Source organism: Streptomyces sp. UNOC14_S4 (assembly GCF_020740835.1).
Lineage (GTDB): Bacteria > Actinomycetota > Actinomycetes > Streptomycetales > Streptomycetaceae > Streptomyces.
In genome coordinates this window covers 11,036-27,118 of the sequence record NZ_JAINFC010000040.1, presented here as the reverse complement: position 1 = coordinate 27,118, position 16,083 = coordinate 11,036, and the positions used below count along the sequence as shown (strand labels likewise).

Here is a 16,083-nt window from a genome sequence, read left to right as displayed (position 1 = left end):
CCCTCGCCCCGGCCCCCGACCCGGACTCCATCGCGTACGTGATCTACACCTCCGGGTCCACCGGCCGTCCCAAGGGCGTCCAGGTCCCGCACCGCGGTCTCGCCGGACATCTCCGGTGGGCCGTGCGCGACCTGGCGTCGCGTGGCGGCACCGGAGCCCCGGTGTTCTCCTCCACCGCCTTCGACCTGGTTGTTCCCAATCTGTACGCACCACTCCTGTGCGGTCAGCCCGTGCACCTGTTGCCGCGCGATCTGCCTGTCACCGACCTCGGCCGGGCACTCGCCGAGGCCGGGCCCTTCAGCTTCATCAAACTCACCCCGGGCCATCTGGAACTGCTCACCCACCAGTTGAGCGGCGAGCAGGCCGCGAGCTTGGCATCCGTGCTGGTCGTGGCCGGCGAGGCGCTGCCCACCCGGCTGGCCGAGCACTGGCGATCCCTGCTCGGCGACGGCCGTCTCATCAATGAGTACGGCCCCACAGAGGCTTCCGTCGGATCCACCGTCCTGCCCGTGAGCGGCCGCCCCAGCGGCGAGAGCGTGCCGATCGGCCACCCCTTGCCGGGCGTGGCGACCCACATTCTCGACGAGGGGCTCCGCCAGGTCCCCATCGGATTCACCGGTGAACTGTACGTCTCGGGCGAGGGGCTGGCCCGCGGCTACGTGGCCCAGCCGGGGCGTACCGCCGAGCGGTTCCTGCCCAATCCGTACGGCCCGCCGGGCTCGCGCCTGTACCGCACCGGCGATCTGGCCCGGAGACTGCCCGACGGGACCGTCGACTTCGCGGGCCGTATCGACGGACAGGTCAAGATCCGTGGGTATCGCATCGAGACAGGGGAGGTCGAGGCCGTGCTCGCCGCGCACCCCGCGGTTCGGGAAGCGGTTGTCGTTGCCGATGAGTCCGCGACGGGTGACAAGCGGCTGGTGGCCTACTGGGTGGCCACGGGCGAGGACACGCCGGCGCCGGCCGACCTGTCCCGGCACTGCGCCGTGCGGTTGCCCGGCTACATGGTGCCGCTGGTCTTCACCGCCATCGAGGCCGTGCCGCTCAACCGCAACGGCAAGGTCGACAAGGGCATGCTGCCCGCGCCCGACTTCGCCTCGATCATCGCGGACCAGGGTGCCGACGCCCCCCGCGATCCGGTCGAGACCCGGATCGCCGAAATCTGGAGCGCGCTGCTCGGCATCGACGTGGGCGTACACGCCAACTTTTTCCAGATGGGAGGCAACTCGCTTCTCGCGGTCAGGCTGATCTCCCGCATCCAGGACGAGTTCGATGTCGACCTCCCCGTCCGACTGGTCTTCCAAGGGCCGACGGTCGCTGAACAGGCCGCAGCGGTCGAAGAGCTGATCAGAGCCGAAATCGCCGCATTGTCCGATGACGAACTGGCCGCAAACGCGACACTGCTGAAGGGGTACGAGGCATGACCACCGGCGAGAACACCGGAAGCGACAACAGCGCGGCCTTGCGTGACGAACTGCTGCGCCAACGCCTCGCGGGCGGTGGCCGCAGCCGTCGCAACCGGATTCCGCGGGCCGACCGGACACGCCCGCTGCCGCTGTCCTTCGGGCAGCGCAGACTGTGGCTGCTCGACCGGATCGACCCCGACACCACGGAATACCTGGTACCGCTCGCTCTGCGCATGCGCGGCCGTCTGAACGCCGATGCCTGGCAGCGGGCGTGGACGGAGGTGCAGAGCCGTCATGAGGTGCTGCGCACCCGCTATGAGACAGTCGGTGGTGAACCCGTCCAGGTCATCGATCCGGCAGGTCCGGGTGACTACGCGTTGCTCGACTTCACTGACGTACCCGAGGAAGAACGCGCCGCCCGGGCCCACGAGTTCGCGGTCGGGGAAACGCAGCGGCCCTTCCGGCTCGACCGCGACTGGCCGGCCCGGCTGCGTCTGCTGCGGCTCGCGGAGGACGATCACGTCCTGGTCGTCGCCTGCCATCACATCGCGCTCGACGGCTGGTCCATCGACGTGCTGCTGCGCGAGCTGCGCGGCATCTACCAGGCGAACGTGGAGGGACGCCCGTCCCCGCTGCAGCCGCTGACCACGCAGTACGCGGACTACGCCGCCTGGGAACGGGCGCACCTCGCGAACCGTGAGAGCTTCGGCAACGCCCTCGGATACTGGCGGGGCAAACTGACGGGTGCGGCCCTGCTGGAGCTGCCCACTGACCGGCCCCGCCCGGCAACCCGGGACTGGTCGGGTGCGATGGTGCCCTTCGCCTTGGAGGGCCCGCTCGCCGAACGGCTACGGGAAATCGCCCGAGAGCAGGACACCACTCTCTACGCGGTGCTCCTGGCCGCTTTCAAGGTACTGCTCCACCGCTACACCGGTGAGCGCGACATCAGTGTGGGCTCTCCAGTCGCCGGACGTGGCCGCCCGGAGGTGGCCAACCTGGTCGGCTTCTTCGTCAACACCCTGGTGCTGCGCACCATGTGGGCGGGCGACCCTGCATTCGAGGAGCTGCTGGGTTCGGTACGTGACACCGTCACCGAGGCACTCGTACATCAGGAGGTGCCGTTCGAGCACCTGGTCAATGAGGTGCAGCCGGAGCGCGATCCGTCCCGGAGCCCCCTGTTCCAGGTGATGCTGGGCCTGCGCAGCACAGGATCGTTCGAGGCCACTCTGCCCGGCCTGACGATGAGCGAGTTCCCGATCAATGTCAAGTCGTCCCGATTCGACCTCACACTGTTGATGAGCGAGCGGCCCGATGGGTCGCTGGACGGCGAATTCCTCTTCCCCACAGTACTGTTCGATGCGGCCACGGTGGAGCGTTTCAGTCGTCACTACGGTCGGCTGCTCGCCTCGGTGGCCGCCGACCCGCATGCCCGCCTCTCCGAGCTCGTCGTCCTGGACGGGGACGAGATCGCCCATCTGACACCGACGGCCGGTGCGGTGCGCGGCGATACCGATGATCACGGCGTCCGTCTGTGTCTCCATGAGGCCTTCGAGGCACAGGTGCGAGCCACCCCCGATGCCATTGCTGTGGTGGCCAGGGGGACCGAGCTGACCTACGCTCAGCTCAACGCACGGGCCAACCGTATAGCCCACCATCTGCGCGCCGAGGGCGCCCGTCCGGAGACCCTGGTCGGTGTGTGCCTGGAGCGGGGCGAGCACTTGGTCCCGGCCTTGCTGGGCATCCTCAAGTCCGGAGCCGCTTACCTGCCGCTCGACCCGTCGACTCCTGCCGAGCGGCTCCGCTTCGTCCTCGAGGACACGGCCGCGCCGATCGTCCTCACCCAGAGCGAGCACGAGGAGACGGTTGCGGGAATCCATTCCGGCACCACCGTCGTACTGGACCGTACGGACCTCGGACACCTGCCGGACGCCGACCCCGAGGCTGTCGCCACCCCCGGCAACCTCATTTACGTGATCTACACCTCCGGCTCCACGGGCCGGCCCAAGGGTGTGTGTCTCACCCATGCGAATGTGGCGCGCCTGCTTGCCACAGCTGACGAGCACTACGCGTTCTCGGACACCGATGTGTGGCCGCTCTTCCACTCCTACGCCTTCGACGTATCGGTGTGGGAGCTGTGGGGATCGCTGTTGTACGGCGGTCGCCTGATCGTCGTGCCCTTCGACATCGCGCGGTCGCCCGAGGACTTCCTGGATCTGCTCGTCGAGCACCAGGTCACCGTCCTCAACCAGACGCCCACAGCGTTCCGCTCACTGGTGGCTGCGGCTGCCGAAGGCGATCCGCGCCTGGACCGGCTGGCGTTGCGTGCCGTGGTCTTCGCCGGCGAGAAGCTCGAGATGGCTGAGCTGCGACCGTGGGCCGACAGAATGGGTCTCGACCGGCCCGCGTTGCTGAACATGTACGGCATCACCGAGACGACCGTGCACTCGACATTCCACCGGGTCGTCAGGGACGATCTCGACCCACAGGCGGGCAACCCCATCGGCCGTCCGCTGGAGGACCTGCGCATCTACCTTCTCGACCCGGACGGCAACCTCGCCCCGACCGGGGTCCCCGGGGAGATCTACGTCGGTGGGCCGGGCGTCGCTCGGGGCTACTTCGGCCGACCGGACCTGACCGCTCAGCGGTTCGTGCCCGATCCGTTCGGTCCGCCCGGCTCGCGCCTCTACCGCAGCGGGGACGTCGCGCGTCGCCTGGCGGACGGCAGCCTGGAATTCTCCGGGCGCATCGATCACCAGGTGAAGATCCGTGGATACCGCGTCGAACTGGGGGAGATCGAGGCGGCCTTGGCGGAGGACGCCGGCGTCCAGGAAGCAGTGGTGATCGTTCGGGAGGACGCCCCCGGTGACCGCAGGCTTGTCGCCTATGTCATCGCCGCCGAAGGCCACGACGTGCAGCCGGACGAGTTGCGTGGCCGCCTCGGGCGCGTTCTGCCCTCGTACATGGTCCCCGCGGCCTTCGTGGCCCTGGGAAGCATCCCGCTGACCGTCAACGGAAAGCTGGACAAGCGGGCCTTGCCCGCGCCCGGCAGCACGGCGCTGGCCACTGGGGACCGGTTCGTCGCACCCCGCACCACCGACGAGGAGCGAGTCGCGGCGGTGTGGCGCGAGGTGATCGGCTTGGAGCGGATCGGAGTGGAGGACGCGTTCTTCGATCTCGGCGGTGATTCCGTGCTCGCGGTGGCCCTGACCGGCGCGATGCGCACAGCCGGGTTCGACGTCGCGGTCCGTGACATCTTCGAGTACCGCACGGTCGCCGGGCTGTGCGAGTTCCTCTCAGGGCAGCCCGCGCTGGCGCAGCAGGACGACCCGGTCGCGCCGTTCGCGCTGATATCCGCACGGGACCGGGACCTGCTGCCGACGGGTGTGATCGACGCCTATCCGATGTCGGGTGTCCAGCTCGGCATGGTGGTGGAGATGCTCGCCGACAACGGCGAACGCAACTATCACAACGTCACCACCATGAAGATCACCGACGATGCCGGGTTCTCGGCGGAGGCGTTCCACCGGGCCGCCCAGATCGTCGCCGAACGCCATGAGAACCTCCGTACCTCCTTCGAGCTGACGCGCTACTCCCAGCCGTTGCAGCTCGTCCATGCCTCCGCCGAAGTTCCCTCAGCCGTCCACGACGTGCGCCACCTGGACGAGGCGGACCAGGACTCGGCGATCCGGCAGTGGATGGCCGAGGAGCGCGAGCGGATGTTCGACCTCGCCAAGCCGTCACTGCTGCGCCTGACCGCACATCTCACCGATGATCGCACTTGGTGGTTCTCGATCACCGAATGTCACCCGGTGCTGGAAGGCTGGAGCTACCACCAGCTGCTCATGGAGGTGCTGCACCTCTTCCGAACGCTCCGTGAAGGCGGCGTGATCGAGCCGGCCGAGCAACCGTCCGTACGCTACGCCGACTTCATCGCCGCCGAACAGAAGTCGCTGGCCTCCGAGGAGGACAAGGCGTACTGGCGGGAGACCGTCTCGGGCACCCCGGCACTGCGCCTGCCCACCGACTGGCACGGCGACCTGTCGGCGCCCCGCGAGACCTACCGCACCGGCGTTCCCTTCCATGACCTGCTGGATGAGGTCAAGGCATTCGCCGCGCAGAGCAAGGTATCCCTCAAGAGCGTGCTGCATGCGGTTCACCTCAAGGTGATGAGCATGATCACGGAGGAGGAGAGCTTCTTCTCCGGCCTCGTGTGCGACACCCGTCCGGAGTCCGAGGGCGCGGACCGGGTGTACGGCATGTATCTGAACACGGTGCCCTTCGTCTTCGAGCGTTCCGCGCGGACGTGGACGGAACTGGTCCAGAGGGTCTTCGCCAAGGAGATCGAGATCTGGCCGCACCGCCGCCACCCGATTCCCGCGATCCAGCGGGCGGCGGGCGGCGAGCGCCTCATCGATGTGTACTTCAACTACATCGACTTCCATGTCGTCGACACCGAACTGGTCGACTACATCAAGACGATCGACATCAGCCCCAACGAGTTCTCGTTGCGGGTGACCACTCAGGCGAAGCACTTCTCCATCACGGTCAACACACACATCATCAGCAAGACGCATGCCGATCGACTGACGCGGATGTACCGCTTGGTACTGGAGACGATGCTGGCCGATCCTGACGGCGACACGGCAACAGTGCCGCTGCTGCCTGAGGACCGCCTGCTGATCGATTCGCTGAACGCGACGGACGCCGAGCGGTCGGCCTCCACCGCTCATGAACTGGTGCGCGCGCAGGCACGGTTGCATCCGGACACCGTCGCGGTCGTAGGTGCCGACGCTGAGCTGACGTTCCATGAGCTCGACGAGCGTTCGGACCGGATCGCGGGGTACCTGCGCGGGCTCGGTGTGGGCCCGGAGACCGTGGTCGGTGTACTGCTTGCACGTACCCCGGATCTGCTGGCCGTACTGCTTGGCATCTGGAAGGCGGGCGGAGCCTATCTGCCGCTCGATCCGTCATTGCCGGACGACCGGATCGCGTTCACTGCCGACGACGCGAACGTGCTGACCGTGATCACCGACGGCGGGAACGCGAACCGGGTCGAGAGCCGCGTTCTGGTAGACGAGGCGCTGGCCGGACCCGCGCTGTCACCGGAACCCGGGGACCCCGACCGGCTCGCGTATGTCATCTACACTTCCGGCTCCACGGGCCACCCCAAGGGCGTCACCATCACGCACGGCGCGTTGAGCAACCTGTTGGCAGCCATGGACGGACTCGTGGGCGCCGAGGTCTGGCTTGCCTCGACCTCGTTGTCGTTCGACATCTCCGGCCTTGAACTCTTCCTGCCACTCACCACCGGGGGTCGGGTCGTTCTCGCGACCGGCGCCCAGGCCAGGGATGGCGCGGAACTGGTCGGCCTGATGCGCGCGCACGGTGTCACGCACGTCCAGGCCACTCCGTCGGGCTGGAAGATGCTGCTGGAGGCCGGCTTCGACGGGCCGGACGTCGTCGCCCTCGTGGGCGGTGAGGCACTGCCCGTCGCCCTCGCCGGTGAACTGCGCGCCCGCACCCGGAGACTCGTCAACGTGTACGGGCCCACCGAGACCACCATCTGGTCCCTGGCCTGGGAAGTGCCCCAGAAGACCGACCGTGTGGCCATTGGGCGGCCGATCGCCAACACACGGATCCATGTCCTGGACACCACGGGCCACCGTGTCCCGGTCGGTGTCGTGGGTGAACTCGCCATCGGCGGTGCGGGTGTGGCACGCGGATACCTCGACCGCCCCGCACTCAGCGCCGAACGGTTCGTCACCGATCCGCACGGCGGTGATGGCGACCGGCTGTACCTCACCGGTGACCTGGTCAGGGTCCGCCCGAACGGTAATGTGGAATTCGTCGGCCGTCGCGACGGCCAGGTCAAGGTCCGCGGCCACCGAGTCGAGCTGGGCGAGATCGAAGCACAGTTGTTGCGGCATCCGGGGGTGCGTGACGCCGCCGTGGTCGTGTGGGGCGAGGACGCGAGAATTCTGGTCGGCTATGTCGTCGGCGAGGCCGAGGGGCTGGAACAGTACCTGGCGGCCGTCCTGCCCGCGTATATGGTCCCGGCGGTCTACGTGACTCTGGACGCTTTGCCGCTGAATACCGCGGGCAAGGTGGACCGGAAGGCGTTGCCGGCGCCGAGCCGTTCGCCCGAGCGCAGCTACGTCGTTCCCCATACGGCCGACGAGCAGCGGATTGCCGCGATCTGGGCACAGAGCCTGGGCCTGGAACAGGTCGGCGCGGAAGATGCCTTCTTTGAACTCGGCGGTGACTCGATCAAGGCGATCAGCTTGGTCGGAACCCTTCGTGCGGCGGGATACGACCTGTCGGTTCGCGACATCTTCACCCACCACACAGTGGCTGGACTCGCCGCGCACCTCACTGGACACGCCAGGGTGGCCGGACCGGAGACCTATGTCGAGCCGTTCGCGCTCACACCCGAGGCCGACCGCTCGGCCCTGCCCAGCGGTCTCGTCGACGCCTATCCCCTCTCGCAGCTCCAGCTCGGTATGGTCGTCGAGATGCTGGCGCGTGACGGCGAGCAGCTTTATCACAACGTCGAAGCCTTCCGGATCCGCGATGGCGTGCCGTTCTCGCCGGAGGCACTGCGCGAGGCGGCCCGCATCATCGCCGAACGCCATGAGATCGTACGGACCTCCCTCGACCTGACGTCGTACTCGGTGCCCCTGCAGCTCGTGCGCGACAGCGCCGAAATACCATTGGCCGTCCACGATGTGCGTGGTCGTGGCGAGTCCGAAGTCGCCGGGGTCGTAGGTGAGTTCATGGCGCTGGAGAGGGCGCGGCTCGTCGACATCGCCGCCGCACCGCTGCTGCGGCTCGCCGTCCACATCGGCGATGACGACAGTTGGTGGCTGACGGTCGCGGAGTGCCATGCGGTCCTGGACGGCTGGAGCCATCACGGTCTGCTCTCCGAACTGATCGCTCTCTATGCCGAGGTGCGCGATGGAGTGGAGGCGAGGCCATATGCGCGTCCCGTCGTGCGCTACGCCGACTTCGTGGCCGCGGAACTGGCCTCCATCGGCTCTCGGGAGGACAGGCGGTACTGGGAGAAATCGGTGATGGGAGTGCCGAAGCTGACCCTGCCCGAGGGCTGGGGAGAGCAGGGCGGCACGGGTACGGCGTTCCGGGTGGAGGTGCCCTTCCGGGACCTCGAAGAGGAACTGCGCTCCCTGGCCTCGCGATCGCGTACGTCCTTCAAGAGCGTGCTGCACGCGGCCCATCTGAAGGTGATGAGCGCGATCACGGAGGAGGACGCCTTCTTCACCGGGCTCGCGTGCGACGCGCGCCCTGAGGCGCTTGGTGCGGACCGGGTGTACGGCATGTATCTGAACACGGTGCCGTTCGTCTTCGAGCGTTCCGCCCGGACCTGGACGGAACTGGTTCAGCAGGTCTTCGCCAAGGAGATCGAGATCTGGCCGCACCGTCGCCACCCGCTCCCCTCGATCCAGCGGGCGCTCGGATCGAACCAGTTGATCGACGTCCACTTCACCTATCTCGACTTTCACGCGTTCGACTCGGACCTGGTGGACACGGCCGAGGCCATGGGCGAGGGCGGTACCGAGTTCGGGCTCGCGGTGACCACCGCCGGCGGGAGCATCACGCTGGCGACGAATACTCGTGCGTTGAGCCGGGCGAATGCCGACCGGCTGGCACAGATGTACCGCGCTGTCCTGACGGCGATGGCCGCCGATCCTGATGGTGACGCGACGGTGGCGTGTCTGCCGGACGGTGAGCGTGAGCGTCAGCTCGTGGAGTGGAACGGCCGTAGTGCCGCTCGTCCGGCGGGGAGTGTTCTCGACGCGATCGAGAGTCAGGTCCGTGCCACTCCCGGGGCTCCCGCGGTGGTCGCGGGGTCGGACCGTCTGAGCTTCCGTGAGCTGGACGAGCGGGCCAACCGGCTTGCCCATCACCTGCGTGAGCTGGGGGTCGGTTCCGAGAGCACGGTGGGCGTGCTGGTGGATCGCGGGCCGGAACTGCTCGTGTCGTTCCTCGCGGTGTGGAAGGTCGGCGCGGCCTACGTTCCGCTCGACCCGGCGTTGCCCGCCGACCGCATCGACTACATGCTCGCCGATTGCCGCGCGCCCGTTGTGATCACCACGGGGGCTCTCGCACCGGCCCATCAGGGGCGTACTGTGCTGCTCGACCGGGACCGGGAGGCCATCGACGCTCACCCGGCCACGTGCCCGGAGCGCTTCTCCGCCCCCGAGACAGTGGCGTATGTGATCTACACCTCCGGTTCCACCGGTCGTCCCAAGGGCGTTCAGGTCACTCACCGCGGCCTGGAAAACTACCTCTCGTGGGCTGTCGAGGAGTACGCGAGCCGAGGGACCGGGGGCGCGCCGCTGTTGTCCTCGACGGCCTTCGACATGGTCGTCCCGGTGTTGTACGCGCCGCTCATGACGGGCCAGCCGGTGACCGTCTTCCCCTCGGACTTCCCCCTGGAGGACCTGGGGCTGCTCCTGCTGGAGTCCGGCCCGTTCAGCTTTGTGAAGGCCGCGCCCGCGCTGCTGAGCCTGCTCACCCAGCAGCTGGGCCCGCGCCAGGCGGCCGAGATCGCCGGAGTGACGGTCGTGGGCGGCGAGGCCTTCCCGACGGCGCTCGCCGCACGCTGGCAGCGGCTCGCCCGGGGCGGCCCGAGGGCCGAGCTCGTCAACGAGTACGGCCCCACCGAGGCCACCGTCGGCAACGCGGTGTACTTCGCGGACGGGACGGAGAGCGGTGAGCAGCTCCCGATCGGCCTGCCGATCCCCAACACCACGATGTATGTGCTGGACAAACACCTGAGCCCGGTGCCGATCGGTGTGACCGGAGAGCTGTTCATCGGTGGTGACGGGCTCGCCCGTGGCTACCTCGGCCGTCCGGAGCTCACCGCGCAGCGGTTCGTCCCCGACCCGTACGGTCCGCCCGGTGCCCGTCTCTACCGGACCGGCGACCTCGCGCGGCGGTTGCCCGACGGCAACGTCGACTTTCTCGGCCGGGCCGACGACCAGGTCAAGATCCGTGGCTTCCGCGTCGAGCCCGGCGAGGTCGAAGCCGCGTTCACCTCGCACCCGGGGATCGGGCAGGCTCTCGTCGTCGCCCGCGTCAATGCCGGGGACAAGGACCTGATCGGCTATGTGGTGCCGGCTTCGGGGGCCGCGCCCGACGCCGGCGAGCTGCGCGAGCACCTTGCCGCGAGGCTGCCCGCGTATATGCTGCCCGCGGCCACGGTGGTGCTGGACCGGATCCCCCTGACCCCCAACGGCAAGGTGGACCGCGCCGCGCTCCCCGAGCCCACCTGGGGTTCGCAGGAGGAGCGCCTCACGCCGCGCACCGCGGAAGAAGAACGGATCATCGGCGTATGGCGCCAGGTGCTCGGCCTGGAGAGGGTCGGTGTCGAGGACAGCTTCTTCGACCTCGGCGGCGATTCACTCAAGGCGGTCGGCCTGGTGGGAGCGCTCCGTGCGGCCGGGTTCGACGTGTCGGTGCGCGACGTGTTCGCCCACCGCACCGTGGCCGCCCTCGCTTCGTCCCTGGCGGACGGGTCCGGAGCAGCGCACCCCCGGGAGCTCACGGCCCCGTTCGCGCTCGTGCCCGAGAACGATCGGCAGTCCCTGCCGACCGGGTTGGCGGACGCTTATCCGGTCTCGCAGATTCAGCTCGGCATGCTGGTGGAGATGCTCTCGGGGGACGGCGAGCACAGCTACCACAACGTCATTTCCTTCCGGATCAGGGATGGCAGGCCGTTCGCCGAGGAGGCGCTGCGAGAGGCCGCGGCGATCGTCTGCGCGCGCCACGAGGTCCTGCGCACCTCCTTCGAGTTGGGCGCCTACTCCGTACCCCTGCAGCTGGTGCACGAGTCCGCCGAGATCGCGGTTTCGGTACGCGATCTGCGGGGCCTGTCCGAGCCGGAACAGGAAGGCATCCTGCGGGAGTTCGCCGAGACGGAGCGCTCGACCCTGTTCGACCTCGCCACTGCCCCGCTGCTGCGGCTCGCCGTCCACAGCGGGGCAGAGGGTGCCTGGTGGCTGACGGTCACCCACTGCCACGCCATCCTGGAGGGGTGGAGCTACCACTCGCTGCTCAACGAGCTGATCAGCGTCTATGAGCGGATACGCGACGGTCGCGAAGCGCCGCAGGACGAACGTCCCGAACTACGCTATGCCGATTTCATCGCCGCCGAGGTGGCCTCACTCGACTCCGACGAGGACCGGCGGTTCTGGCGGCATGCCGTGGAAGGCGCGGCCAGGCTGTCGTTGCCGACGGGCTGGGGCGACGACAGCGAGCCGCCCGCCGCCTTCCGCGTGAAGGTTCCCTATCACGACATGGAGGAGGGCCTGCGGGGCCTGGCCGCGCGGTCGCGGACGTCTCTGAAGAGCGTGCTGCACGCGGTTCACCTCAAGGTGATGAGCATGATCACGGGGGAGGAAAGCTTCGCCTCCGGCCTGGTGTGCGACGCGCGCCCTGAGGCGCTTGGTGCGGACCGGGTGTACGGCATGTATCTGAACACGGTGCCGTTCGTCTTCGAGCGTTCCGCCCGGACCTGGACGGAACTGGTCCAGGAGGTCTTCGCCAAGGAGGTCGAGATCTGGCCGCACCGTCGCCACCCGCTCCCCTCGATCCAGCAGGCGCTCGGTACGAACCGTCTTGTCGATGTGTGGTTCAACTACCTCGACTTCCGCGAACTGGAGTCCGAGATGGTGGATCTCGAGGAGATACTCGGCGAGGGCACCAACGAGTCGAGGCTGTCGGTCACCACCGCCTCCGGCCATTTCACGCTGGCGACGAATACTCGTGCGTTGAGCCGGGCGAATGCCGACCGGCTGGCACAGATGTACCGCGCTGTCCTGACGGCGATGGCCGCCGATCCTGATGGTGACGCGACGGTGGCGTGTCTGCCGGACGGTGAGCGTGAGCGTCAGCTCGTGGAGTGGAACGGCCGTAGTGCCGCTCGTCCGGCGGGGAGTGTTCTCGACGCGATCGAGAGTCAGGTCCGTGCCACTCCCGGGGCTCCCGCGGTGGTCGCGGGGTCGGACCGTCTGAGCTTCCGTGAGCTGGACGAGCGGGCCAACCGGCTTGCCCATCACCTGCGTGAGCTGGGGGTCGGTTCCGAGAGCACGGTGGGCGTGCTGGTGGATCGCGGGCCGGAACTGCTCGTGTCGTTCCTCGCGGTGTGGAAGGTCGGCGCGGCCTACGTTCCGCTCGACCCGGCGTTGCCCGCCGACCGCATCGACTACATGCTCGCGGACTCCCGGGCCCGTGTCGTGCTCACCCAGCCACACCACGCGGCGATCACTGAGCGCTTCGCCGGAACGACGCTCACCACAGCCGGTGAGGGCCGTCCCACGACTCCCCCTACCCGGGACACGGCCGACCCGCGGTCCTTGGCCTATGTCGTCTACACCTCCGGGTCGACCGGCCACCCGAAGGGCGTCCAGGTTCCGCACCAGGGCCTGGCCAACTACCTTTGGTGGGCCGTCGAGGAGTACGCCGCCTCCGGTACCGGTGGGGCGCCGCTGTTCTCCTCGGTCGCCTTCGACATGGTCGTCCCGAGCCTGTACGCCCCGCTGATGCAGGGCCGGCCGGTCACCCTGTTGCCGAACGACTTCGCGATGGAGGACCTGGGCCAGCTGCTCTCCGAGGCGGCGCCGTTCAGCTTCGTCAAGATGACCCCCGGTCATCTTGACCTGCTCACGCATCAGCTCGACCCCGAGCGCGCGGCCGGGCTCGCCCCGCTTCTCGTCGTGGGTGCGGATGCCTTCCCCGTTCACCTGGTGGACCGGTGGTACGAACTGGTCGGCGAGGATGCCGGAACGGCACTGCTCAACGAGTACGGCCCGACCGAGATCTCGGTCGCCAACAGCACCTGCACCGCTGAACGGCACTCGGCGGCCGACGCCGTTCCCATCGGCCTGCCGATCCCCAACACCACGATGTATGTGCTCGACCCCCATATGGAGCCGGTACCGATCGGCGTCACCGGTGAGGTGTACGTCGGGGGCGACGGGCTCGCCCGTGGCTACGCCGGACTGCCCGGGCGCACCGCGAGCTCCTTCGTTCCCGATCCCTACGGTCCGCCCGGTGCCCGTCTCTACCGGACCGGCGACCTCGCGCGGCGGCTGCCCGACGGCAACGTCGACTTCCTCGGCCGCGCCGACGACCAGATCAAGGTGCGCGGCTACCGCGTCGAACCCGGCGAGGTCCGGTCCGCGCTGGTCAGCCACCCCCGGGTCCGGGACGCCATCGTCGGCGTCCACCGCGGCGGCTTGATCGCCCACTGCGTGCCGGAGGGCGAGGCGCTTCCCTCGTCCGAGGAACTGGCGGCACACTGTGGCCGACAGGTTCCCCCGTACATGGTGCCGGAGGTCTTCATCGCCACGGACCGGCTGCCGCTCACCCGGAACGGCAAGGTGGACCGCGGGGAACTGCCCTCACCCGATGCGGCCGTGACCGACACGGAGAGGAAGAGGACCGAGCCGTGCACCTCCACTGAGGAGGTCCTGGCCGAGGTGTGGCGTGCCGCGCTCGAACTGCCCGATGTAGGAGTCCTGGACGACTTCCACGCGCTCGGCGGGCACTCGCTCACCATGGTGAGGGTCGTGGCCCTGGCCAGGAAGCGCGGAATCGAGCTGAGCCCGCGCGACATCCTGGAGTGCCGCACGATCTCCGCGCTCGCCGGCCGGGTCGACGCGTCCCGGCCGGAGCCCGCGGCGGAGTCCCTGGTATGGCTGACGGACGGCCAGGGCGACCGGGCGCCGCTGTTCGTACTCCATGCCGAGGGCGGCAGCGCGCACTGGTTCGTGCCGCTGGGACAGAAGCTGGACGGTGAACGGCGGTTGGGCGCCTTCGAGGCACGGGAGACCGGCACTGTTGAAGAGATGGCAGCTCGGTACGTCACCGAGCTGCTGGCGGCACAGCCGCATGGCCCGCACACCCTCTTGGCCTGGTCGGCCGGGGCCACCTGGGCCTGGGAAGTGGCCCGTTTGCTCGGTGAAAGGGGCTTGCCGACACCCACGCTCGTCCTCGTCGACCCGCTGGCCGACCTGGAAGCGACGGACTCATATGCACCCGGGCGTGCTGAGAACATGCTCGACGTGGTCGACCAGGGTACGCTTTCCGAGCTGTCCGAAGACCTGGAGACCTGGCGTGTGTTGAGCCGGGCAGCAGCCGAGTACCGCTACGCGCCCACGGTCGCGGCCGTGCACCTGGTGGTGACCGACGAGTGTGCTTCCGGGACCCACTCCGTCTCGCGTGGGCACGAATACGAGAAGTATCTGGCCCGGTGGGCAGAGCTGGCGGGCAGCGGGCTGCGGGCCGTCCGGGTGCGGGGGAGCCACGAGGGTGTCCTCGCGGCTCCGGGGATCGACCAGATAGCCGACCTGATCCGTGAGGTGATGGGGAGTTGACGGTACGAACCGATGAGGAGGCGCTGCCCGCGCTGCGCGCCAACCGTGACTTCAAACTGTTGTGGACCGGTGCGGGCGTCTCCTTCATCGGTTCCCGCGTCAGCGTCATCGCGTATCCGATGCTCGTGCTCTGGTTCACGCGGTCAGCGGCCGACGCGGGCGTGGTGGCCTTCTGCGCCAACGTTCCGTACATCCTCCAGCTCCTCGTCGGGGGGCTGGTGGACCGGCTGGACCGCCGGCGGATGATGATCGCTTGCGACATCGGGCGTCTGGTGATGGTCGGCAGTCTGGTGATCGCGCTGGCGTTCGGCTGCTTCCGGCTGCCGCACGTGGCTGTCGTGGCCTTCGCCGAGACCAGTCTGACCATCCTCTACCGGATCGCCGAGCGGGCCGCGGTGCGCCATGTCGTCCGGGCCGAGGACCTGCCGTCGGCGTTGTCCCGCAATGAGGCCCGCGAGCGTGCGGCGAGCCTTCTCGGACAGCCGGTGGGAAGTCTGCTGTTCGCTCTCACCCGCTGGGCGCCCTTCGTTTTCACGATGGCCGCCAATCTGGTGTCCCTGTCCACCCTTCTGCTGATCAGAAGGAAGTTCCAGGAGGACCGTGCGAAGGCGACAGGTGGTGTCAAGGCCTTCGTGGGCGAACTGCGGGAGGGCATCGTCTGGGCCTGGCGGCAACCCTTTGTGAGAGTTCTGGCTGGTCTGATCGCGGGTGGCAACATGCTGTTCGCGGCTCTCAGCCTGTCCTTGCAGTACATCGTCCGCGACGGCGGCGGTTCCAGCTCGGACATCGGGTTCACCATCGGGCTGATCTTCGCGGTGTCGGGTGCCGGCGGCACACTCGGCGCGCTCACTGCCTCGTGGTGGATGGGCAGGACCTCCCTGGCCGCCATCGTCATCGGCTGCAACGCGGCCTGGGCGGTGCTGATTCCGCAGGTCGCCTATGTGCGCAACCCGGTCGCGCTCGGCTTGTTGTTCGCCGGCATGGGTTACGCGGGTGCGCTGTGGAACGTGGCCGCCGCCGTCTATCAACAGCAGGTGACGCCCGACGGTATGCAAGGCCGGGTGCTGAGTGTGGCGACCCTTGTCGCCTTCGGCGCGGTGCCTTTCGGGTCACTGGCCGGCGGCATCCTGCTCGATCACTTCGGCGCGTGCCGGACGGTGCTCGGTCTGGGGGCGGTCATGGGCATCCTCGCGCTGACCGCGGCCGTCAGCCCGGCCGTACGGAAGCTGCGTCTGGCCTGACAGGGCGCAGCAGTCGCATTCAGGGCGGCGGGACCGGTT

At 68.5% G+C, this 16,083-nt stretch carries 3 protein-coding genes; all 3 read left to right on the top strand.

The window, feature by feature from the left end; genetic code table 11:
- Nucleotides 1-1,424: non-ribosomal peptide synthetase (locus K6I34_RS06145; RefSeq protein WP_229323060.1), on the top strand; the 1,424-nt coding region annotated here is incomplete at its 5' end.
- Nucleotides 1,421-14,803, top strand: coding sequence for a non-ribosomal peptide synthetase (locus tag K6I34_RS06140; protein WP_229323059.1), 13,383 nt, complete (start codon nucleotides 1,421-1,423; stop codon nucleotides 14,801-14,803). The genes K6I34_RS06145 and K6I34_RS06140, both read left to right, overlap by 4 nt.
- A complete protein-coding gene (locus K6I34_RS06135; protein ID WP_275126990.1) occupies nucleotides 14,800-16,044 on the top strand; it encodes an MFS transporter in 1,245 nt (414 codons plus the stop codon). Before K6I34_RS06140 ends, K6I34_RS06135 begins: the two co-directional genes overlap by 4 nt.
- The last annotated feature ends 39 nt before the right edge of the window (nucleotides 16,045-16,083 follow it).